The sequence below is a fragment of the Roseofilum sp. Guam genome, from assembly GCF_017746735.1.
Lineage (GTDB): Bacteria > Cyanobacteriota > Cyanobacteriia > Cyanobacteriales > Desertifilaceae > Roseofilum > Roseofilum reptotaenium.
In genome coordinates, this window is the sequence record NZ_JAGHZN010000006.1 from 23,602 (window position 1) to 45,873 (window position 22,272).

20 protein-coding genes are annotated in these 22,272 nt (G+C 42.1%); 12 read left to right on the forward strand and 8 right to left on the reverse strand.

Translation table 11 applies throughout. The annotated features are described in order from the left end of the window. Positions 1-6 precede the first annotated feature (6 nt). Complete coding sequence (locus tag J7529_RS03190; RefSeq protein ID WP_318727801.1) at positions 7-3,120, reverse strand: ATP-binding protein; 3,114 nt, start codon at positions 3,118-3,120, stop codon at positions 7-9. Between the two features lie 602 nt (positions 3,121-3,722). Between J7529_RS03190 and J7529_RS03195 the strand changes: the two genes are divergently transcribed. After that, the gene (locus tag J7529_RS03195; protein ID WP_318727802.1) at positions 3,723-5,069 is read left to right on the forward strand and encodes a GTP-binding protein; all 1,347 of its coding nucleotides are present in this window, start codon (positions 3,723-3,725) and stop codon (positions 5,067-5,069) included. 136 nt (positions 5,070-5,205) lie between these two features. Here the strand turns inward: J7529_RS03195 and J7529_RS03200 are convergent, their stop codons facing one another. Continuing rightward, the gene (locus J7529_RS03200; protein WP_318727803.1) at positions 5,206-6,027 is read right to left on the reverse strand and encodes a PEP-CTERM sorting domain-containing protein; all 822 of its coding nucleotides are present in this window, start codon (positions 6,025-6,027) and stop codon (positions 5,206-5,208) included. A 234-nt stretch (positions 6,028-6,261) separates the two neighbouring features. On the opposite strand from J7529_RS03200, the gene J7529_RS03205 reads away from it, so the two are divergent. Next, positions 6,262-7,098 (forward strand): Uma2 family endonuclease, encoded by an 837-nt coding sequence (locus J7529_RS03205; protein WP_318727804.1) that lies wholly within the window; start codon positions 6,262-6,264, stop codon positions 7,096-7,098. 7 nt (positions 7,099-7,105) lie between these two features. On the opposite strand, the gene J7529_RS03210 is transcribed toward J7529_RS03205, so the two are convergent. Continuing rightward, on the reverse strand, positions 7,106-8,038 hold the full coding sequence (locus tag J7529_RS03210; RefSeq protein WP_318727805.1) for a DUF1822 family protein: 933 nt from the start codon (positions 8,036-8,038) through the stop codon (positions 7,106-7,108). An 83-nt stretch (positions 8,039-8,121) separates the two neighbouring features. Then, a complete protein-coding gene (locus tag J7529_RS03215; RefSeq protein WP_318727806.1) occupies positions 8,122-8,787 on the reverse strand; it encodes a hypothetical protein in 666 nt (221 codons plus the stop codon). 215 nt (positions 8,788-9,002) lie between these two features. Here J7529_RS03215 and J7529_RS03220 point away from each other — a divergent pair, with 215 nt between their 5' ends. The 5 genes from J7529_RS03220 (at position 9,003) to J7529_RS03240 (ending at position 14,600) form a co-directional block, all read left to right on the forward strand. Continuing rightward, on the forward strand, positions 9,003-9,581 hold the full coding sequence (locus J7529_RS03220) for a TerD family protein (protein WP_271945316.1): 579 nt from the start codon (positions 9,003-9,005) through the stop codon (positions 9,579-9,581). A 15-nt stretch (positions 9,582-9,596) separates the two neighbouring features. Continuing rightward, on the forward strand, positions 9,597-10,193 hold the full coding sequence (locus J7529_RS03225; protein WP_318727807.1) for a TerD family protein: 597 nt from the start codon (positions 9,597-9,599) through the stop codon (positions 10,191-10,193). A 399-nt stretch (positions 10,194-10,592) separates the two neighbouring features. Next, entirely contained in the window at positions 10,593-11,519 is a 927-nt protein-coding gene (locus tag J7529_RS03230; protein ID WP_318727808.1) for a hypothetical protein, read from the forward strand. Positions 11,520-11,768: 249 nt separating this feature from the next. After that, positions 11,769-13,439 carry a mechanosensitive ion channel family protein gene (locus tag J7529_RS03235; protein WP_318727809.1) on the forward strand — a complete coding sequence of 557 codons (1,671 nt, stop codon included), beginning with the start codon at positions 11,769-11,771 and terminating at the stop codon, positions 13,437-13,439. Between the two features lie 30 nt (positions 13,440-13,469). After that, positions 13,470-14,600, forward strand: coding sequence for a mechanosensitive ion channel family protein (locus J7529_RS03240; RefSeq protein WP_318727810.1), 1,131 nt, complete (start codon positions 13,470-13,472; stop codon positions 14,598-14,600). Here J7529_RS03240 and J7529_RS03245 read toward each other — a convergent pair. Then, positions 14,597-17,887, reverse strand: a complete 3,291-nt coding sequence (locus J7529_RS03245) for a SpoIIE family protein phosphatase (protein WP_318727811.1) — start codon at positions 17,885-17,887, stop codon at positions 14,597-14,599. The two genes, J7529_RS03240 and J7529_RS03245, sit on opposite strands and share 4 nt — an antisense overlap. A gap of 140 nt (positions 17,888-18,027) precedes the next feature. Between J7529_RS03245 and J7529_RS03250 the strand changes: the two genes are divergently transcribed. Next, positions 18,028-18,159 (forward strand): hypothetical protein, encoded by a 132-nt coding sequence (locus J7529_RS03250; protein WP_318727812.1) that lies wholly within the window; start codon positions 18,028-18,030, stop codon positions 18,157-18,159. A 39-nt stretch (positions 18,160-18,198) separates the two neighbouring features. Continuing rightward, a complete protein-coding gene (locus tag J7529_RS03255) occupies positions 18,199-18,381 on the forward strand; it encodes a hypothetical protein (RefSeq protein ID WP_318727813.1) in 183 nt (60 codons plus the stop codon). A gap of 207 nt (positions 18,382-18,588) precedes the next feature. Here J7529_RS03255 and J7529_RS03260 read toward each other — a convergent pair whose 3' ends face one another. Together J7529_RS03260 and J7529_RS03265 are read right to left on the reverse strand one after the other, a co-directional pair. Continuing rightward, positions 18,589-19,362 (reverse strand): TIGR01548 family HAD-type hydrolase, encoded by a 774-nt coding sequence (locus J7529_RS03260; RefSeq protein WP_318727814.1) that lies wholly within the window; start codon positions 19,360-19,362, stop codon positions 18,589-18,591. Further along, the gene (locus J7529_RS03265; RefSeq protein ID WP_318727815.1) at positions 19,362-19,808 is read right to left on the reverse strand and encodes a hypothetical protein; all 447 of its coding nucleotides are present in this window, start codon (positions 19,806-19,808) and stop codon (positions 19,362-19,364) included. The genes J7529_RS03260 and J7529_RS03265 overlap by 1 nt, the downstream gene beginning before the upstream one ends. A 238-nt stretch (positions 19,809-20,046) precedes the next feature. Between J7529_RS03265 and J7529_RS03270 the strand changes: the two genes are divergently transcribed. The 3 genes from J7529_RS03270 (at position 20,047) to J7529_RS03280 (ending at position 21,973) form a co-directional block, all read left to right on the forward strand. Next, positions 20,047-20,556 (forward strand): DUF4149 domain-containing protein, encoded by a 510-nt coding sequence (locus J7529_RS03270; protein WP_318727816.1) that lies wholly within the window; start codon positions 20,047-20,049, stop codon positions 20,554-20,556. 113 nt (positions 20,557-20,669) lie between these two features. Then, a complete protein-coding gene (locus J7529_RS03275; protein ID WP_271945336.1) occupies positions 20,670-21,314 on the forward strand; it encodes a bifunctional 4-hydroxy-2-oxoglutarate aldolase/2-dehydro-3-deoxy-phosphogluconate aldolase in 645 nt (214 codons plus the stop codon). Between the two features lie 188 nt (positions 21,315-21,502). Continuing rightward, positions 21,503-21,973, forward strand: coding sequence for a L,D-transpeptidase (locus J7529_RS03280; RefSeq protein ID WP_271945338.1), 471 nt, complete (start codon positions 21,503-21,505; stop codon positions 21,971-21,973). 87 nt (positions 21,974-22,060) lie between these two features. Here the strand turns inward: J7529_RS03280 and J7529_RS03285 are convergent, their stop codons facing one another. After that, positions 22,061-22,249: a hypothetical protein gene (locus J7529_RS03285; RefSeq protein ID WP_318700014.1), complete on the reverse strand. Its 189-nt coding sequence runs from the start codon at positions 22,247-22,249 to the stop codon at positions 22,061-22,063. Between the last annotated feature and the right edge of the window lie 23 nt (positions 22,250-22,272).

The window sequence follows — 22,272 nt, forward strand, 5'->3', positions numbered from 1 at the left end:
GCAATCCTAAATTTTATCAATTTGATCGACAAGTTCAAATAACTCTTCAAACTCACAAGCATCTGCCAGAGCCTCTATGGATTTAGCCAGACTCTCATCGTAGTCTTCCAGTTCAATAATGAGCTGTAACATATAGTCTGGATCTCCATTCAGGACAGCTTGTTGGAAGTTTTTACGCCAGGCTTGGGGCAGATGGCGTAATTGCTCCACAGTGAATGAGGGAATGACAGAGGTAGATTGGTCAGACGTAGAGGTTTCGACAAATTCAACATGAAGATGTTTTTTTAGACTGTTAATAATGCGATCGGTCTTAAAGGGTTTACCAATAAAATCATTACAGCCGATACTTAGAATTTGGCTGCGGTTTTCTGCCAATGCACTAGCGGTTACGGCAATAATCACAACTGGGTTATCTGGAGTTTGTTGTTGACGGATGACTTGAGTGGCTTGTTCACCATTCAGTTTGGGCATTCTCATATCCATAAAAATCAGATCGGGTTGCCACGTTTTCCATTGCAGAATTGCTTGTTCCCCATCGGTTGCTTCTGCGATTTCAAAGCCCCAATTGTTTAACATATTTACCAAGAGTTGACGATTAATTTGATTGTCATCAACTACCAAAATTCGATACTGATGTTGCTTAGGTGCAAGCCTAACTGACTTATAGCCATGGCTTGATTTCAAGTTACAAATGCTTGATTCTTGGGCAATGGGAATATCGAACTTAAAAGTTGTACCTTTTCCTAGGTCACTGTCTACTGTTAATTGACCTCCGAGTAAATTGACAATTTTTTGGCTAATGACTAACCCCAGCCCTGTTCCTTCTTGACTATTTATACCACTTTGAGTTTGAACAAAAGACTGAAAAAGATCCTGGATTTCTTCTGGGGCAATACCCACCCCAGTATCGCTCACTTGAAATTGTAGACGGAGGCGATCACCGGTTGAGAGTTGGATGCTGAGAGTTACGGAACCTTGAGAAGTGAATTTAATGGCATTATTGAGTAAATTAACCAAAACTTGTTGCAGTTTAATTTCATCAGTATTCAGAATTTCAGGAATATCCGATTGCCTATTAATTTCCAAAACTAGTCCTTTTTTATTCACTTTCGGTACGAACATCACTTCAAGATTTTCGAGTAGAGTTTCTAGTTTGAAGTTTTGAGGCTCAAATGTGATATAACCGGCTTCAATTTTGGAAATATCGAGGACTTGATTGATTAAGCTGAGTAAATATTCTCCACTGTCTTGAATGATTTGTACAAATTCGCGATCGCGCTGAGACAGGCTGGGACTCTCGATTAAAAGCTGCGGATAGCCAAGAATTGCGTTCAGGGGAGTGCGAAGTTCGTGGCTCATATTGGCTAAAAAGGTACTTTTGGCTTGATTGGCGGATTCGGCGGCTTCTTTGGCTTGTTGCAGTTCGAGTTCTAGCTGTTTGCGATCGCTGATATCTAAGGAAATGAATGTTACATTCCAGCACTGTTGCTCTTCATCCCACGTAGAACTACTGGTTTGGGAAATCCATCGAGTCTTGCCAGTTTTATCATAAATCCGATACTCATAGGCTCCGATTTCCCCAGCAAAAATATTGGCCAAAACTTGCTCTTCAATCGGTTGCCAATCATCGGGATAGATACGGGAAACCCAAAAAAAAGGATCCATTAATTCGCCAGGATGATAGCCAGAGATGATGTGACTGCCTTCAGAGACTTCATTGATTTTCCAGGTGCCATCCGGATAGACTTGTAAGTAAGTAATGGCAGCACTGACGCTATTAAAAATTCTTTTGAGTTTTTGTTCTGAGGCTTGGATAGATAATTCAAGTTGTTTGCGCTCAGTAATATCCTTGGTGACGACGAGGACATAGTTTTGGTCTTGTATGTGGCATAATTCAGCCGAAACGAGTGCAATTTTAATCGCGCCGGATTTGACTTGTAGTGGCACTTCTAGATTAGAAACGCTTCCTTGGGATTGTAGCATCTCTAGAAATCGTTCTCGATCGCCCAGATTTGCCCAAAGTTGCAATTCTACCGTAGTATGACCGATCACTTCCTCACGAGAGTATTCTAGGAAGTCAATCTCTCGATTATTGGCTTCTATAATCCGTCCTTCGGGAAGATTAGCAATAGCAATTGGATCGGGGCTAGTACGGAAAATAGTGGCAAATTTTTCTTCAGATTCTTCTAGAGCGTTTTGAAGTTGCTCGGCAGTCCGATGGAACGAATCAGATAAAAGGGAAATTTCGGCGATCGCACTTTCCTTGCCCATAGAGGGTTCCCAGCATCGTTGGGCTAAGGCTATACTCTCTTGGCTGAGGCGCTTAATTGGAGTGGCAATAATCCGTGCAGTTAAGGTTCCAGTTCCTAGGACAACGATTAGGGCGATCGCCGATAATTTTAAGGTGCTTTTTTGATTGGCATTAATTTCAGCCGCAAAATCGGATTCTGGAATCGAAACAACAATCAACCAATCGAGTCCATATTCATCTTGGTAGGGAGTAATTCGCACAAACTCGCTTTGCTCCTTGATTTTGAGGTCTAAGGTTCGAGTTTCTTGGACAGTATTCAAGGTACCAAAATACTCTTGAAGCGCTAAGGCGATCGCTTGGGTTCGTTTATTTTCGCTTTCAGTTGCTTTTAACCGTTGGAGTTCCCCTTTCTCTGACTTAATGAACGGAGTTTCTAAGGTCGATGTGGCGATCAACTTTCCGGAACGCTCTAAAATAAAACTTTGACCCGATTTAGAGAAGTTTAACTCGCTCAAAAATGTACTCAATGCTGATAGCGGCAAATCTGAGGAAAAGACACCCTGAAAGTGTCCGTTTCGATCCCGAATAGGGGCAATTGCATACAACCCTAAACTGGGAATAATTTGATAGAAGAAAACGGGAGACCAACTCTGTTTTGGGGCATTTTGAGCATAACGATACCAATTTAAATCCTGGTTATTGACTGGGAACTGATAAATTTTGCGCTGAGGCTTCCCTATACTATCGACTGTATAGTAGTCTCGTTTCCCTGGGTCAGATATGTTTGTTTGCGCCCAGTATAACATCCCTTTATGTAAAGGTTCATCGGTTAAATCTTGCGCCTTTTTAACCAATTCTTCACTGTCCAACTTTCCATAGCTAATCTCTTGCCCAGTCTCGTCGGAAAACCGAATAGATCTTAAAAAAAGAGACAGACGAAATTGGTGTCAAAAATAAGGCTGTAAGGAGTCAATATTATTTAAGTCAAAGTCCCCTCTTTTAAGAGTTGTTTTATTCATTTTCAGGGATTCTTGAGGGATTTTGATATACAAATTAACTTTTTCTATAATTTCCCTCGAAGTATTATCTAATAATCGATAGGCTAAATTATCAACAGATGATCGACTGGTATTATAACCAAAATATTGAACCAGTCCAACGATAGTAACTAACTGGAGAAAGCAGGGAACAATTAAAACGACTTTTAGAGATATTTTTCGAGGTAATATTGTAGAAATATACTTCATGATCAACTCTTTTCCCTAAGCAACATTTTGATCAAGGTTGTGACATCCAGAACGAGCTAGATGACTTAGGGCGCAATCATTGGGTTTTAAGGATATTACTGCCCTGGCTCCATCACCTAAAAAAATAGGTTCAGATTAAGTAAGTTATTCCTTTTCAATTGTTCTATCTATTCTGTCATAATTATGGTAAAATTACTATATGATTAAGAGAGCCACTAGATCCCTTGAGTAGCCGATCAAACCGTCAAGAAAATCATCTCAACCTAGCTCGTGCTAGTATTCGACGATCGCTGGCCCAGTATAGCCCCTTGCTGCGTCAGAGTGCTACTGTGGCCATTCAACCGGAACTGAAAATACTCAATGCTAACCTGGAAAAACTCGATCAAAATGTGATTCGGATTGCTGCATTTGGGTTGGTCAGTCGGGGAAAATCTGCGGTTTTGAATGGATTAGTCGGTCAAAAAATTCTGCCCACCGGGCCCATTCATGGGGTGACGCAATGGCCGCGATCGGTGCGCTGGATACCCCAGGGGCAAAGTAAAGTACAAATCGAGTTAATCGATACACCTGGACTTGATGAAATCGGGGGAGAAGTGCGGGCAGATATGGCCAGGGAAGTCGCCCAACAAGCGGATTTAATTCTGTTTGTGGTGGCGGGAGATATTACCCAAACAGAATATGATGCCCTGCTGTTTTTAGCCCATACCCATAAACCGTTAATTTTAGTTTTTAATAAAGTCGATTTATATCCCGATCCGGACTTAGAAGCAATTAGTCGAAACCTGCAACAATTGGGGCAACCCCAAGAGTTAAAACAACTGCTAACGACTCAGGAAATGGTACGGGTGGCTGCCGAACCGATGCCTAGACAAGTGCGAGTGGAATTATCGGATGGTGAAGTGCGGTATGAATGGGAATATCCTGCACCGCAAATTGAGGAATTGCGGGGGAAAATTTTGCAGGTACTCAATCGTGAAGGGCGATCGCTCCTTGCTCTTAATGCGTTAGTGCAAACCCAAGCAGCAGAAGTTAGAATTGCCCAAAAAACTTTAGAGGTTCATCATCAACAGGCAGAAGCTCTGATTTGGCAGTATACCCGCTCCAAAGCCTTAGCTATTGCTGTTAATCCGATCGCCCTGTTAGACATTCCAGGGGGAGCGATCGCCGATTTAGCGCTGATTCGTGCCCTCAGTCGCTTATATGGCTTACCTCTGAACCGACATGAAGCTCGAAAACTCTGGAGAACCATGTTCTTAAGTTCTGGAGGGTTAGTGTTAGGAGAGGTGGTAACCATCCTCCTGGGAATTGGTAAAACTGCTGCTACTGTTGCCGGTGCAACTGGAGAAACTGCCGGTTTAACGGCTTGGATTCCTGGAGCGATTCTCCAAGGGGCGATCGCCGGTTATGGTGCGTATCAAGTCGGACAAATTACCCGCGTTTATCTCCAACAAGGCTGTACCTGGGGTAACTTAGGCCCCAGCAGTGTCATCCAGCAAATTTTACAAGAACTTGACTCTCAAGCCATCCTCTACCGCCTGCGCCAGGAAATCGAGTCTTCGTTAAACCTGTAGGAGGAATAAACTCCCCTACAATCACAATGACAACGCTTAAAGTTACAGGAGATCGCTCTTCTCCATCTCTGCAACAAAATCACTCAACTTCCAGGTTTTGCACTTTCTCAATCAGAGCAGTCAAGTTGCTTTAGCGCTATTTCCGTTGACGCAGGGAACCGACACCCAACGCACCCAAGGCTAATATTCCTAGAACAGAAGAAGGTTCTGGAACGGATGTTGGTTCAATAGATTTGCCATTGGTTGGAGATGACGCTGCTCCTCCTAAAAATCCAGGTCGGTTGGATATATTTTGGAGAAACAGGCCTTGACCGGTAGCCAAATCGATACTCAACTGTTTACCATCACCCGTATATCCCAAAAGAGTTTCTGGAGTGCTGAAGGCTAAACCAATCACATGGCCGTAACCAATAGAACCAATCTGAGCTGCTCTCCCATCTAGCTCAATTGACCACAAGCTATTTACTGAAGCTCCTCCTGATGTGCCTAAAAATCGACGATTTACAGAGTCAAATACAACGTCACCGGTACTATAAAATCCAGGAATAGCAGAGACCAAGGACGTTTGACCTGTACTCACATCAATCTCATAAAAACCATTACCTCCGGCTCCATATAAACGACCCTCATCTGTAAAACCCAAGGAAACCATATTAGCTCCCACTCGACCAATGGATGTCGATACACCGGTATCAGTATTAATGGAATACAAGTGGGAAGAAGTGATACCAAAGAGCGCTCCAGAGTCAGTGAGTGCAATATCTGTCATGAATGGGGTATTGCCAATGGTCTGGTATTCTCCAGTCACTTGGTTAATCAGTCCAACCGTGCTGTTGTTCCGATATGTTGATGCGTACATTAATGTACTTGCATGAGCGGTTTGTGCTGTAGCCATAGTGGTGCTGATACCTACGGCTAATCCGAGCAGTAAGTGTTTTGCATTGAATGAATTCATCATTTGTGACTCCCATACTGAGTATTTAACAACAGAAGCCATAGAAGCCTCTATAGAGTAGTCAGTTTTTTGGGGCTGATTTTATGCAAAATTACGGATTTTGTAAGAAAACGTTACATTTCGATCCCCCCTAACCCCCCTTAAAAAAGGGGCGAATCAGAAAAGTCTCCACCAGTAACAGGGCCAAGCTCAAATGCTATACTGTCATCCATCCCCTGCGATGAGAAACGATTCCCTATGACCATCGCCAAATCATCAGAACTCAAAAATTTCACTCTTCCTGACCATACCCAACTGCCTGACTCCGATGGTACTTTCGTGAAAAACTTTCAGGAGCATCCCCAAAGTATTTTACTGACAGATTCGATTCAATCGACACTCGATCGCCTGCACCCAGACCAATACTATGCGATCGGTCAAGATTGTGGCATCTATTGGAGGATGACAGAACCCCTAGAAAGAGGAGCAGAATGTCCGGATTGGTTTTATGTTCCTAACGTTCCTCCCACTCTTGAGGGTAGAGCGAGGCGCTCCTATGTGCTATGGCAAGAATTTATTCCTCCTTTAATTGCCATCGAATTTGTATCAGGAGATGGTTCAGAAGAACGAGATACCACTCCCCTATCGAAAGTGCAGAAAAAAGGGCAAAAACCCGGTAAATTTTGGGTATACGAACAAATCATCCGTCCAGCTTTTTACGCGATCTATGAAGTGCAGAAGGCCAGTGTAGAAGTTTATCATTTAATCGAAGATCGCTATGAGTTAGTGACTGCCAATGAGCGAAGTCATTATCCAATTCAGCCTATGGGTGTAGAGTTAGGAATTTGGCGAGGACAGTATGGAAATTTAGAATTACCTTGGCTGCGCTGGTGGGATAATCAGGGTAATTTGCTATTAACAGGAGATGAACGAGCGAGAATTGAACGCGAGCGAGCAGAAAGGGCTGAATTGGATTTAGAGCAGGAACGCGAGCGAGCAGAAAATGCTGAATTGGAGTTACAGCAAGAACGCCAACGAGCTGAACGACTTGCTGAATTGCTGCGATCGCAGGGAATTAACCCAGAACAGCTATAAATAACGGTTAAATTTGAACGGTTTGTGTCCAAGTTCGATCGTTATAATTCACCTGAATGCTAACGATTTCTTGGGGTTCTGCACTAAATTGCAGTTGTAATCCTCGATCTTGAGAACGGGATAGGGCGGTTAAGAGAGGATTTTGGCGATCGCCAAGTAAAACAAATGCTACTCCTGGGGGTAATGTGGCTCGCTCTCCACTTGGATACAATTGCAGACGAATATCCATCGATTCATCCACAGCAGTTTCAATTTCTACCACTAAGATCAAACTCAAATCGCCCACATCAATGGGTTTTGCTTGACGAAGGGTTACAGGAGATTGAGCCGATCTAAAGTTAAATCCCAGGACTAAATCGGAACTCAATAGCTCTTCTACTGCTTGCCATCCAGGGGGGATAATTCCCGTTAACCACTCTCCTAATTGAATCATGGGCGTTAAGAGATTAACTGGAGTGGAAGCAGAGCGTAAATTAAATAAATGCTCCAGTAAGGCTTCTAAGGGTTGCAACTGATCTAAATGCAGAGTTTCGTCCATAACTTGGGGGACAAAACCGAGGATTGTGACTTGGCGATCGCCCTCTGCTAGTTCCACAATTGCATAACCAATGCGATCGCACCAAACTTCTAAAGGAATCGGACAAACCGTATCTCCTTCGCGCACCGCTCGGCATTCTAATTTTCCCAAATTCACCACTTCCAGATCGGCTAAATCTCCACCATATCGCATCACCGGATTCCAGCTATCACTCGCTTCTCGATCCGTTTCTATGCCCAACATTTGCAGACAATCATCAACCCCTAAAACCGCCAACGTATTCACATAAACTTGCCTCACTTTTTCCGGTGTCAGTTGTTCCTGAGCAAACTGATTCGCCCATTGGCGATAGCGCTCTGGAATCGGAAGAATTAACAGATGTTCATCAATAATAGTAGTCATGTCTCAATTAAAAATTAAAAATTAAAAATGGGTCGGTTAGGACTGTTTTTCAGTTTTGAAACCTATTGCCTATTCCCCATTCCCTAAAAATACCCTTGAGATTGAGCAAATTCCCGCAAGCGGGGTAAACATTGACGAGAATAAAAACTGCTCAGGGTGTTTTTATCAACCTGAAATTCCTGGGCTAAGTCTTTCCAAGATGTTTCTGGGGGTAAACGGCGTAAAATTAACACTTGGCAGTTGACATCGGGGCGATCGCGCATATGAATCCGTCTTAACTTTCCCCCTGCATCAGTTTTGACCCAGTCATGTATCTCTTCCAACACCGGAGGAATCGGAGAAGGAGCCGGTAAATCATCGATCGGATCGTACACTTCTCCCTCAAAAGTCCGATAGGCTTGCACTCTAGTTTTTTGTTGCTGAAATCCTTCAATCCGGTTATCCTGCAATCGACGCTTCAAATAAGCATTAATCCAGGTAATAATTGTCCCTTTTTCAGCATCGTAAGCTGCCCCCGTTGCCGCTTCACAGAGGTTACGACAGACATAAAACCAGGTTTGTTGGAGAGCATCCTCATAGTGAGGAACCGCTTCTTTCCACAGTTTGCCGGAATGTTGAATCCATTTCACCAGTTGAGCCAATCCTTTTTGCCGTTCTAAACTCAAAGGAGGCTGGGCACAGGTTTCCTGGATTAACTGTTGCAGTTTGGCGAACAAGGGAGCCTTCCCCCCCGGCTGATTTTGATCCATTACACACCATCAAGGGTTTATCGTTTATCAGATGTTCCTAGTGTGTCATGAACCCTTCTGTTTATCTGTCATCTGTGTAAGGGCACTCACGGCATTCTGTTACAAATCTTCATATTAAATCCGCTTTGACCCTGGTCAGGCCGTTAAACCACTCGATACACTAGGATAGAATCAAAATGATTTACTGCACACCTTGACGTTCAATTTAGACACTAATGAGTAGCATCAGTCTGCAAAAAGGCCAACGAATTTCTTTAGATAAAGTCGCCCCCAACTTACAAGCCGTATTTGTGGGTTTAGGATGGGATGTAAAAGCCACCGATACCGGTTATGATTTTGACTTAGATGCCTGCGCATTTCTGTTGGGAGAAAATGAGAAACTCATTTCCGATAAGCACTTCATTTTCTATAATAATAAGGTGAGTCCCGATACCCATAAGTCCATTGAACATATGGGGGATAATTTGACCGGAGAAGGAGAAGGTGATGATGAAGTAATCATTGTCAATTTGCAAAAAGTGCCCCCAGAAGTTCATCGAATCGTGTTTACCGTAACCATTCATGAAGCCGAGAAGCGCAAACAGAATTTTGGTCAGGTAGAAAATGCCTATGTGCGCTTAGTGGATGTTTCTACTAAAAACGAATTACTCCGCTATCCTTTGGCCGAAGATTATTCCATTGAAACAGCGTTAATTATGGCAGAACTCTATCGCCGTGATGGACAATGGCGCATGAATGCAGTAGGTTCTGGTTATCAAGGCGGTTTGCAGGCTCTATTGGATCGATATCTGTAACTGAGGCTCAAAATTATGGGGATTAACCTAGAAAAAGGACAACGAATTTCCTTAGAGAAAATTGCTCCGGGCTTGAAAAGTTTGCTGTGTGGATTAGGTTGGGATGTTGTCGAATCAAAGGGATTATTGGGAATTCTAAAAAAAGAGGCCAATCTGGATTTAGATGCGTCGGTAATCTGCTTGGACGACCAAGATAAGCTGAAGGGAGTTACGGATTTAGTCTATTTTGGAAACTTGCGCCATTCTTCAGGAGCAGTAACCCATTTGGGCGATAACTTGACGGGAGAAGGAGAAGGGGATGATGAACAGATTTTAGTATCGCTAGACCAACTGCCGCCAGGGATCAAAAAGTTGGTATTTGTGGTCAATATTTATGAGTGCTTATCGCGAAAGCAGGAGTTTTCGCAAGTCAAAAATGCGTTTGTGCGCTTGGTTAACCGGTCGAATAATCAGGAGATTGCGCGGTATAATCTTTCGGGTTCCAATTATGCGGGAATGACTGGGATGATTATGGCAGAAGTCTATTTACAAGATGGACAATGGCAAATGGCAGCTAAGGGGGAAGGATTTCGAGTGAAAAATTTACAGGAAATAACCCAATATTATCGGTAGTTTCTAGGAGATCGCTACGGGCGGGGAGTGGATAATCGGTCATGGGTCATTGGTTAGTATGAGTAGGGAAACTAGGGGCGAAGTGGCGATCGCCCCTTTCCTCACCTTTGGGATATCATAACAGCACTTTGCTTGCATTATGAAACACAAGCTTGAATCCTCTCTCTCTATGTACCACAACCCTATTCCCTATTCCCCAGCGCCAAGCGCTGTATCTACTATCTACTATCAACTGCTATAACATAGGGTGCAACAGTTTAGAATCACTTCAAGCTCAGGAGGATTTTTAGTTGCATGATGAGTATCTTAGTATCTATCACATTAGGTTTAGTCTTGATTGGGATTATCATTTACGCGCTGATCGCAGAAGAGTCAAAAGGTGGTGAGTAGGGAGCAACAATGAGAGTTAAATTAGTTAAATTAGGAGCGATCGCCATTCGCTTAAGTTTATTTGCTTTTTTATTGGTGATTCTTTGCCAAACCACCACCCATAGCTTTGTCGCGAATAGACCGAAAATTGTATTTCAGTCCCTGCGGGAAAACAATATGTCCATCTATGTCATGAATGACGATGGTTCCTATCCTAAGCGCCTGACCCATATTTTACGGGATGATGGCTTACCGGCTTGGTCACCGGATCGCCGTAAAATAGCCTTTGTCTCCAACCGGGACTTAAATCGGGAAATTTATGTGATGAACGCCGATGGTGGAGATCAACGACGATTAACCATCAATCCCGCTTGGGAATTTTACCCCACTTGGTCGCCCGATGGAGAGAAAATTGCCTTTAGTTCCGATCGCAACGGGAATCAGGATATTTTTGTCATGAATCCTGATGGAACCAGGCAAACCAATATTAGCCATCATCCGGCAGTGGAGCGATCTCCCGATTGGTCTCCTGATGGCAAGCAGATCCTGTTTACGTCGAACCGCTCTGATGGCAAGAGTTTCCAGATTTATCTCATGAATGCAGATGGTTCTAATGTCATTCAATTGAGCGATCGTGAAGGCATTCACAACACCCCCGTTTGGTCTCCTGATGGAGAGAAAATTGCCTTTAGTTTTGAATCTTTTCAACTTAAACCCGGTTACTTTACCCGTGATGCCGATATTTATCTCATGAATGCAGACGGAACCAACCTCGTTAACTTAACCCGCAACCCAGGACGAGACCTCGAACCCACTTGGTCACCCGATGGTTTCAAGCTCGCTTTCCGCTCCACTCGCAATGGTTCCGATCTAATTTTTACAATTAATCGAGATGGATCAAACGTAAAACCCATTACAGAATTACCCCAAACCGGTGCAGCACCTGATTGGTATTAATGCTCATCCATGTGCTACTCTCCTTCTATAAATACCTATTGATAGAAGTCACAAACTGTAAAGATTTTATAACTTCAGATAAAAATCTTTATATATATAGCATGGTTTTTGATTTATACTTAGGAACTGCGTTTTTTGACGCAGTCACTCTTTAGAGTGATTAATCCCAACAACTAGGAGTTTTTCTGATGAGTAAAGCAGGGTTGAGCCAGAAAAACTTAGGTTGAGATTCGATCCCATAGAAACAAAATGATGGAAAACTTATACAATCTTATCTTTGTCATCAGTGAGTTAGCAGTCGTTTTAGTTGCCTTTATTGTGCTGCAATGGGCGATAAATTTCCTCTTCAAGAAAAGCTACCACTTATCATGGCTGAAAGACAAAAAAAGCCAAATTGATAGGCTTCGGAAATACTCGAAAAAAATCCTAGCATTTTCTTGGTTTTTCCTCAGTATTGCCATAGTTTTATCCAATGTCTTTTTGATTTATCGAGGTGAAAAAGACTTACTCAAGTACACCCTAGGATTGTTTCAAAATATACCCAAACAGTTATGGCAAACGACATTGTTTGGACTCTTTATTACCAGCGGTCTAGTTATCGTTACCTTTACCATTATCCGTTATCTTGATCCGGTTCTCAACCCAGCCGGTAAAAAAGTAAAAGAGTTTGCTGTTTTTGCTAAACTAACTGCTGTTTACGATCAAACCGATCCGTTTTTAGCAAACACCAAGTTTCATGCCACCAATACCCTTTGGCTGCTGACCTTATATCTCAGTGGATACTCTTTTAAGTTACCAGAAACACTCATAAGCTACTTGAAAACCCTATTGATTGGGTATCTCATTGTTGCTTTAAGTATCCTCATTTTGCAAGCAGCAACTTCGATTATTGATAGCCTCGATAATCTCATTGAATCTTATTTTAAGGAAGACAGCTTAGTCAGTCGCTATTATAGCAATCTTAAGCATTTAGTCCCCTTCGCTAAACGCTGTTTAGAAGCTGTGATTTATGTCAATATGGTCACCCAAGTCATTGGATTAATTCAGGCAATTACTGGGTTGACCAATATTGGAGAAAAACTGATTAATTTAATTGTCATTATCCTCCTCAGTCGTGTCTTTATTGAGTTGGGTCAACTCCTCCTTGAAGAAGTTATGTTGTCCGATCAAAGCTTATCAGACACGCAGAAGCAGCGACGGATGACGATTACGCCACTGATGCAAAGTTTATCTAAATACTTGATATACTTTGGTGCTGGTATTTTGATTTTAGATGTTTTTGAAATTGACCCCACCCCCATTTTAGCCGCAGCGGGTTTATTGGGTTTAGCCGTAGGTTTAGGGGCACAAAACTTGATTAACGATATGGTCAGTGGGTTCTTTATTTTATTTGAAAACTATTATTTAGTTGGAGATTTTGTGGAGACAGGAGACGCTTCAGGGGTTGTAGAAGCCATTGAACTCAGAACGACTCGCATTCGCCATCCTAATGGTCAAGTTTATATCATTCGTAATGGAAATATTGAAGAGGTTGTAAACTATTCTAGAGATTTTATCTATGCCGTAGTCGATATCCCAATTTCCTATGAAGCAAATGTCAAGAAAATCTATGGAATTTTAGGACAAGTTAGTGAAGAGTTACAAGCGAATCACCCCGAAGTTTTAGAACCCATTGACTTTAATGGAATTGAGGAATTTACGACCTCTCATATGATCATTCGCACCATGACAAAACTCAAGCCAACCAGTAACCCCAGAGGCATCCATGACGAAATTCAAGGAGTTGTCCGAGATATGATCAAAGAGGCTTTTGATCGGGCAGGAATTCCACCTTTGTTACCTCAACGGATTATTCGGTTTAAGTCACCAGAAGATAGTCAGATTAATTTTCTCAAACCCGATAATCCGTCTATGACTTAAATCATTGATCCTGTTGGAGAGAGAAACCCGATGACGATCGCGGAAATTTGGGAAAAATTGGTTACCTATCAGTTATTCAGTATCCCCTTACCTAAATGGATAATTGTCTTATTGATTCTGGTTATTGTTCAATTCTTACGGCAAGTCATTTCTAAACTGGTGATTCGTAAGATTGAACAAATAACAGCAGCCACAGAAACAACCTTAGATGATGAACTAGTCGAGATTTTCAAGCCTTCCTTTAGTTTGCTGGTTATCTTAGGAGGGATTTGGGCAATTCAGTTAGTTCTCTCTGAAAACCTGACCCCGAAACTTAATCAAACCCTTGATGGCTTATTGAGCTGGTTAGGGGTCGTAATTATGGCTTATATTATTTATCGAGCCTCCAGTTTACTCGCTGAAATTGCTTCTACAGTTATTATTGGTTCTGAAGGAGAATTTCAGGAAATAATTAGGCCATTTTTACCCAAAATATTCCAAACGGCTGCCATTGTTATCATGGTGATCAAAGCCGCAGAAATTTTCCTAGGAGCTTCCACAGGAGCCTTAGTTGGACTACTCGGCGGTGCCGGAATCACCATCGGTTTGTTACTCAAAGATATTCTCTATGACTGGTTTTGTACCTTCATTATTTTCTCCGATGGACTGTATCACCAAGGCGATTGGATTATGGTTCAAGGGTTGAGCGGATTCACTCAAGTGATAGATATTGGCTTTAGAAGTACCGAACTAAAAATTGGCCCCTGGGGTTCGACAGTAAAAATCCCTAACTCGAAGATGATTTCTGGCATTGTGGAAAACTGGACTCAAGTGGGAAGTAGTGGCGATCCCTTAATGTGGGGAATTCTACTCAAGCTAAGAGTTGATGGTATCTGTGCGAAAAAGACTCAGCGGATTTGCGAGCGTCTCCGAGAGATTGCACCTTCCATTGAAGGAGTGCATGCCAAATGCACGGTCTTTTTAAAAGAGATTGATGGCAATGCTCGTGTCTTTGATATCCGCGTTAAAGTACAAGACTTAGATTCTTACTATAACATTCAAGAGAGTTTAAATATTAGAATATTGGAGCTGATAGAAGAAGAAAAAATTCCCAGTCTCAATGTTCAATTGAGAACCGATCCAGAGAGCTATAACAAATTTGTGAATTCAGAGAATAATTAAGTAGGAAGTTGAGGCTCTTTTTGTTTCAGAATGACTAGGGCCATATCATCAAATACTGTATGTTGGCCAATATGATTCTGAACATTAACAATAATTGCCTGGCGAATTTCTTCAGCCGATTGGTGATGATGAGCTTGAACCACTTTACACAGTTTATCAATACCATAAAAGACTCTATCTTTGTTTTCTGCTTCGGGAATCCCATCCGTATACAAAACCACTACATCTCCAGGGTTGAGTGCGATTTGAGCAGAGGAAATAAATTGACTGATGTTAGCTTCTAAACCTAGGGGCAATCCTAAATCAATTGTATCAATTCGTTCAACTTCTCCATTGTATCGAACAACGATCATCTCTTCATGTTGTCCACTGAGTTGGATGATTCCATTGCTATAGTCTAGAAGTGCGAGCGTCATACTTTTATCAGAATTCATGCGCTCAATATTGTGATAGAGAGTGCGATTGAGAATCGATAGGAATTCTACGGGATCGGTTTGTTTACTTTCTTGCAGAGTACGGACAGCGGTTTGAGCCATAATCATGATGATACTACTTTCGAGTCCATGGCCAGTAACATCACCAATCCCAATTGTGAGGCGATTTCCCTCCACTAAGACATCATAATAGTCTCCACCCACATCTTCCGCCGGTTGCATACATCCAGCAATATCTAAAGTGGAGATCGCCCTCAACTCAGATGTAGAGGGTAATACCATCTCTTGCATCCGGCGAATAATATCCAATTCTGCACTTAAATACAAGTTTTCCGCCTTCAAACGTTTCAAATTGAGCTGAGTCCGTAAACGGGCTAATAACTCATCCTTAGCAATGGGTTTAGTAAGATAATCATTTGCCCCTACCTTTAAACCCGCGACAATATCTTGAATTTGATTTTTTGCCGTCAATAATAAAATGGGCAATTCTGTAATATTAAACTTTTCCCGTAATCGTCTCGTTACTTCATATCCCGTCATTTTGGGCATCATGACATCTAGCAAAACTAAATCCGGTTTTAATCCATTATCGATTAACTCTAACGCTTCTTGACCGGTACTTGCTTGGCAGATAGCATAGTCATTCAAAGATAAATGATTGACTAAAACTTGACGATTTACCGGTTCATCATCCACAATCAAAATTTGTGATTTTTCTTCTACTTCTACCTGATGTATCTCTTCAAGAGATTCCCACTTATCTTCTACTTTGAGTTCACTACTTGGGAGGGTCAAGGTTGATGAGTTGTTAGACACTTTACCAGATGAGACAGGTAGTGTAAAAGTAAATTTTGAGCCTTTATTAACCTGAGAACTAACACAAATTTTACCCTGATGTAATTCTACTAATTGTTTAGTAATTGCTAACCCTAATCCTGTCCCTCCATATTCCCGCTCTGTTGAACCATCTGCTTGCTCAAAAGATTCAAAAATCTTCTCCAATTTATCTTCAGGAATTCCAATCCCGCTATCAGACACTGAAACCGCAATTTCAGAGTTATGACTAGAAGATTTGAGCGCTTCTGCACTAACTTCTACAATTCCCGACTCAGTAAACTTAATGGCATTACCAACCAAGTTATAAAAAATTTGTTGTAAGCGATTTTCGTCCGCTTCTGCGGGGGGATAGTCTTTAGGGATATTATTAATCAGTTTTACGTCTTTCTGAGCGACTAATGGTTTCGATAAAGTCAAAACAATTTCAACAATTGAATGCAAATCGACAGGTTTGAGTTGCAACGTAATGGTCTGATGTTGTAACTTAGAAAAGTCTAAAATATCATTGACTAAGTTTGACAAGCGACGAGCGCTAGCAATAATGGTAAATAAGTTAGAACGAGTGACAGGAGAGAGTTCTCCCGCTACTCCATCCATCAAAGATTCGGCAATCCCAATAATTCCATTTAATGGTGTTCTTAGCTCATGGGATGTATTGGCTAAAAAGCTATCTTTCATTCGATCGAGTTGCTGAAGCCGCACATTTGTTTGATCTAAATCATCTTTTTGTTTTTGTAACGTTTCAAAAGATGATTTAAGTTTTTCGGACATGAACATAAAAGATCGAGACAATTCTGTCAACTCATGGGAACGATGAATATTTAACTGCTGCTCCCAGTCCCCAAGAGATATTTTTTTTGCGGCTTCATTCAAGCTTAAGATATCTTGGATAATCCATCGGGAAGTCATAATTCCCAATATAGTTGCCACACCTAAAGCTATGAAGCACAGTAAAATAGTCGTGCGATTATTTTCATTAATTTTAGCCATGAAATCAGATTCAGGAATAATCACGACAATCAACCAATCTAATCCATATTCGTCGCGATATGAAGTGACTTGAATTAACTGCCATTCGTCTCCTAGTTTGAATTTTAGCTGTTGGCTCCCTGATATATCGTTAAAATCTGGAAACTCATTTTCTAAAAATTTTGCAGTTGCTTGAATTAATGGATTATCCATATCCCTTGCTGGCAACCGTTGCGGTTTTTCTTCTCCTTGAATTAAAGGTGATGCATCTGTTGAGGAACCAACTAATAATCCATTCCGCTCGATTATAAATGTTTGACCCGTCTTACCAATTTCTAAAGTTTGTAAAAAGGTGCTGATCTCTAGCAAAGATAGATCAACTCCTAAAACCGCTTCTAGATTTCCATCTTCATTATAATAGTGTCTTAAGGCTGGCAAAGAGATCTTGGGGCGATTTGACCAAACGTAAATTTTCCCCCAACTCGGTTTATCTATATTTTTTCCTGCTATATACCAAGCCTTACTAAACATATCCCAATTGGGATATTGATCGTATATTTCTGTCCGATATCCGGCCTGATCCACATCCCAAATTTCATAGATTTTGTCCGGATCTTCTATGCTCCAATGGGCAGTTCTAACTTGACCATTCACGATATTTTCTGAACCACTAAAAAGACCTTTTGGTGTGGCTAAATAAATATAAGATATATTGGGAAAAAGTTGTATTTGTTGCCAAAAATGACGTTCTAATAAGGTCACCTCATTGAGGTCTAGTTTCCCCATTTCTAAGTCGTGAAGATTAATTCGATTGATTAAATGGGGATTGGATAAATAAGTGTTTAAATGATCGGTTATGCGGCTGGTGGTTTCTTGTCGTAACTGGGTTGCTAATTCTTCAATGGCTTGTTGACCATTACGATAAGACCAATATCCAATTAATCCTACGACTACAAATATTTGTACCAAGAATGGCACAATTAAAACTATCCTTAAGGGAAGTTTTTCAGATGCTTTATTAATCCATTGATTCAGCAGTATCGCCAATTGGATAAAATCTCCTTGATGAATGAATATTTACTGTCACATCTCATTTTGTCGATTCATTATTAAGATTTGTAACATTTTACCGTACTTGTTGTCACAAGACAGACAACTTTTGGGTAATTTGATTGGATGCACCCATCATGAAGTTATCTAATCCTCTGTTAGGTTTCTCCCGTTGGGCTAAAATTCGCCTCATTTTGGCTTTAAGTGATTTGGCTATACTGAGATCGGGATTGGCACTCAAACTCCATTATCTTAGTACTGAGGTTTAAATTCGAGTGTTAGAGGGTATTTATCATCATGGTAACTGCATGGAAGCGAGTTTATGGATACTGTTTGCTCTCGGATTAGGTTGGAGATCGATCCTTCCCTCTCCCCCCCATGCTACACTTTCTCGATGGGTAGTCCCCATTTTTACTCTATTTGGTCTCTCCGATCTAGTAGAAGTGCATACCGGAGAATGGTGGAAACCTGGATGGTTATTGCTGTGGTAAGGGCTGTGTATTTTAGGGATGTTGGTGTTGCTCAGGGTATATCGGGCTTCACGCTTGGGAATAGAGTTGTTTAGAACCCTTCAGCTTGGGTTGGGAGAAGTCAAGGAATAGGGAATGGAGGTAAGCCCTTCATTTTCTACCGACTGATGAAAGAGGTCTAATGTAGAGTTGAGAGACCATTTTAAATTCCATCTAAATATTCCAGACTTAAATCAACGCTTCAATCTGATCAACGGCTAAATCTTCTACATTTTTAAATACCCTTTGCGCTCCAGCACTTTCCAATCGTTGGGCATAGGCTTGGCTCCGTTCTGGAGTTTCTTGCACATGGGGCGGTAAAATGCCGATCGCCACCCATAACCGATCCGGTTGCTCTGCTCTTGCTCGCTCTACCGTCTTCATATCCGCCACCGTATCCCCCACATAAAATACCGGTAGTGTTGGATCGGAATCTAACTGTTCAATCACCTGAAATAATCCGGTTGGATCGGGTTTTCCTGGAGCATCTTCCATTGCCACTAACGCTAAATTCGACAGCTTTAACCGATACTCTAGAGCATATTTGGCTTCTGCCCGCGTTGCTCCACTAAAAAAGCCCCATAGAATCCCGTGGTTATTCAAGTCATACAGATAATCCGCCGTAACCAATAAGGGTTCATGGGTAATATATCCATTGAAATTCTGGCGATCGCTGCCTTGATAGCGAGATTGGAAAAATTCCACCAGTTCCTCATAGTTAAGTGCCACACTCTCCCTCGTGTGACCTTGACTCACCCAATAGCGATACACTAACTCTTGAGACGCTTCCCAATCATTGTTCCAAATTCCCTCATTTTTCAGCTCATCCATATCTGCTAAAGTGGGACGATACTGGTTATCTGTAAATTTCTCCACTGTATCGGCGATCGCTCGACGATAGGATTGACCCACATCTCGCAAAACCCCATCAATATCAAATACCACCAGTGCTTGTCGATCCATCACCTGATACTCCATGAAATTACCAGTCGATACAGTAGGGGTTTCGCTTTCACCACTACACCTGTGGGTATCCCACTATTGCCTTCATTATAACATTCAAATTCACTCAAATTATCTCGCCGTACCCATCCCCTAGCCTGACTTTGAAGCAATTCTACTTTTACCCAATTGTTTCCATATTTATCGTTAGCGATCGCCAATCCATCTCGATCACCTTGCAGAATTGAGACGCGATCGCCAGGACTACCATAATATCTCGTGTAAAATTCTGTGCCAACACCATCATAGATCCCTAGGTCATTTTCCTGGTCTTCTTCCCCTAAAATCGCCGTACAAGCAGAAATGGGTTGAGCTTGCACCGACTGACTTTCCAGTGAGATTACGGACAATAAGAGCAACAGACTAGCGGCGATCGCTCCTATTCTGAGCTTGGATTGTGCGTTCATAGCTTGATCCTGAAATCCCTTAATCCCATTCAATTCATATCCCTAAATTTTGACTTCCTCCACTTGGGTGATTCATGACCTTTGGCTAGCTTTCTTTACACTTCTCAATATTAACTGAAGTGAATCCTAGAAAAATCGTTCACCCGATCCGATAGATATAAATAAATATTGCACTCTTACGCAGTTGGGGCAAAAGTTCGGTACAACAAAAAAGTAGAGAGTGTACGAGAGAAACGAAATGGGAACTCTATCTGGAACAAATGGGAAAAACCTCAATTGGCAACAAATCCTCCTAGGCGCTCTAGGATTCTGGTTGAGTGCAACCCTCATTATCGATCTGGTAATTATGCCAGGTTTATATACGGCTGGAATGATGACTCAACCGGGATTTGCCTCGGCTGGTTATTCTATTTTTTGGATTTTTAACCGTGTAGAAACTCTCTGTGCCGCTTTAACCTTAACCGGCTTACTCGTTTTAGAAAATCAACATCAACTCTCAGACGCAAAACGCCATACTGCCCTTATCTTATCCGTTATTTTATTGGCGATCGCTTTAGTAGACACCTATGGCTTAACTCCTCAAATGAGCACCATGGGACTCAACTTAACCTTCTTTGAAACCGTGCGCTCGGTTTCCTCAGAAATAATGCCCATGCAAATGGGATATTGGGTCTTAGAACTGTTAAAAGTAGTCGGTTGTGGCATCATTCTCCAACTCTGTAGCCCTTGGAGTACTGCTAACAACTAAAGCAACAACAACTCAACTTAAAATATTCCAATCCATGACTCAATTACAAGGCTCTTAAAATGGCCTTGTTTCTTTTTTTGTCCTTATTCCCTGTCTCCTGTTCTCTATTCCCTATGTACAAGCAACGGTGGTTAGACTTACTGCATCATTATCGGGCGATCGCCGTCATCCGTTCTCCCGATCTGAAATTGGGGATGCAACTTGCCCATGCAGTCGCGCAGGGAGGAATGGGTTTAATTGAAATTACCTGGAATAGCGATCGCCCCGCCGATCTAATCGCCTTACTGCGTCAACAGTTACCCCACTGTACCATCGGCGCAGGAACCGTACTCACCAGCGATCAGATGCAAGACGCGATCGCCTGCGGTGCAGAGTTTTTATTTTCACCCCATACCCATCCCCCACTCATTGAACAGGCGATAAAAGCCCATATTCCCATCATTCCCGGCGCTCTTACCCCCACCGAAATTGTTAGCGCTTGGCAAGCAGGAGCCAGTAGTGTCAAAGTCTTTCCCATTCAAGCTCTTGGTGGTAGCCACTATCTTAAAAGTTTACAAGGCCCTTTAGGTCATATTCCCCTCATTCCCACAGGAGGTGTTACTCCAAACAATGCCCTAGATTTAATTAAAGCCGGGGCGATCGGCGTTGGGTTATCCACCCAACTTTTTCCTCCATCTTTAGTCAAAGCACAAAATTGGCAAGCAATTTCCGAAAACAGCCACCGACTCCTAGCACAATTACGCATGGATGATCGATAGTTCTTCAGGCAAAATAGGAATATATAGCAGTTAAGGAGTGGGTTAGGACGGTTAGGTTATTGTTTTAGCAATAGGCAATAGAAAGTGTCCTAACTCTTCCTTTCTCTGCTATAGCACTTGCTCTCTGTTTTGAGACATTACCCATTACTAGCGCATAGCGCTATAGCGATCGACTCTGCATCACTGCCATGAAAGCTATTATTCCTATCCTCACCCTCATTATTCTTGGAGCGCATGGTATTCAACCTATCCCCACCTTCGCCCAAAACCCCACCCTAGAAGAACAGACTCAAACCCTCAAAAACTCCAGCCAACGCTGGATCGAGGTTAACGTTGCCACCCAACGACTCACGGCTTGGGAAGGCTCCATTCCCATCTACAGCGTCATTATCTCCACCGGTAAAGCCTACCATGAAACACCTAGGGGCAGCTTTGCCATCCAATCCAAACATGAACTAGCACGAATGCGAGGAGATGGTTACGATTTACCCGACGTTCCCTATACTATGTACTATTCCGGTCATTATGCCATCCATGGCGCTTACTGGCATAATCAATTTGGTATACCCGTCAGCCATGGTTGTGTGAATGTCGCTGTCGATCATGCCCAATGGCTCTTTAACTGGACAACCTTGGGAACCCCCGTAATTGTTAAGTAATAGGAAATAGAGGAATAGGACGCTTCCTTCGACACTTCGGCTACGCTCAGGGAGCGACGACACGGGGACTCCATCATTGCCTATTGCCTAATTTTTAGTCGAACCCCCCTTCGGATGATTGAAATGACTAGGACGTTCCGAACTCCACTGCTGGCGTAAGCGCCGCAATTTCTGACTTTCCACTTGTGCGGCATGAATCTGAGCTTGCCAATTGTATTCGCCACCAATAAACACAGAGGGAAGATGCATCAAGTCTCGATCTTCAAATAGACTCATTAATACCTACCTAACGTAGAATC

Excerpts from the sequence above, each read along its gene's own strand:
- J7529_RS03200 (WP_318727803.1), bottom strand. The coding sequence starts at position 6,027 with ATGATGAATTCATTCAATGCAAAACACTTACTGCTCGGATTAGCCGTA.
- J7529_RS03205 (WP_318727804.1), top strand. The coding sequence starts at position 6,262 with ATGACCATCGCCAAATCATCAGAACTCAAAAATTTCACTCTTCCTGAC.
- J7529_RS03210 (WP_318727805.1), bottom strand. The coding sequence starts at position 8,038 with ATGACTACTATTATTGATGAACATCTGTTAATTCTTCCGATTCCAGAG.
- J7529_RS03215 (WP_318727806.1), bottom strand. The coding sequence starts at position 8,787 with ATGGATCAAAATCAGCCGGGGGGGAAGGCTCCCTTGTTCGCCAAACTG.
- J7529_RS03220 (WP_271945316.1), top strand. The coding sequence starts at position 9,003 with ATGAGTAGCATCAGTCTGCAAAAAGGCCAACGAATTTCTTTAGATAAA.
- J7529_RS03225 (WP_318727807.1), top strand. The coding sequence starts at position 9,597 with ATGGGGATTAACCTAGAAAAAGGACAACGAATTTCCTTAGAGAAAATT.
- J7529_RS03230 (WP_318727808.1), top strand. The coding sequence starts at position 10,593 with ATGAGAGTTAAATTAGTTAAATTAGGAGCGATCGCCATTCGCTTAAGT.
- J7529_RS03235 (WP_318727809.1), top strand. The coding sequence starts at position 11,769 with ATGATGGAAAACTTATACAATCTTATCTTTGTCATCAGTGAGTTAGCA.
- J7529_RS03240 (WP_318727810.1), top strand. The coding sequence starts at position 13,470 with ATGACGATCGCGGAAATTTGGGAAAAATTGGTTACCTATCAGTTATTC.
- J7529_RS03250 (WP_318727812.1), top strand. The coding sequence starts at position 18,028 with ATGAAGTTATCTAATCCTCTGTTAGGTTTCTCCCGTTGGGCTAAAATT.
- J7529_RS03255 (WP_318727813.1), top strand. The coding sequence starts at position 18,199 with ATGGAAGCGAGTTTATGGATACTGTTTGCTCTCGGATTAGGTTGGAGA.
- J7529_RS03260 (WP_318727814.1), bottom strand. The coding sequence starts at position 19,362 with ATGGATCGACAAGCACTGGTGGTATTTGATATTGATGGGGTTTTGCGA.
- J7529_RS03265 (WP_318727815.1), bottom strand. The coding sequence starts at position 19,808 with ATGAACGCACAATCCAAGCTCAGAATAGGAGCGATCGCCGCTAGTCTG.
- J7529_RS03270 (WP_318727816.1), top strand. The coding sequence starts at position 20,047 with ATGGGAACTCTATCTGGAACAAATGGGAAAAACCTCAATTGGCAACAA.
- J7529_RS03275 (WP_271945336.1), top strand. The coding sequence starts at position 20,670 with ATGTACAAGCAACGGTGGTTAGACTTACTGCATCATTATCGGGCGATC.
- J7529_RS03280 (WP_271945338.1), top strand. The coding sequence starts at position 21,503 with ATGAAAGCTATTATTCCTATCCTCACCCTCATTATTCTTGGAGCGCAT.
- J7529_RS03285 (WP_318700014.1), bottom strand. The coding sequence starts at position 22,249 with ATGAGTCTATTTGAAGATCGAGACTTGATGCATCTTCCCTCTGTGTTT.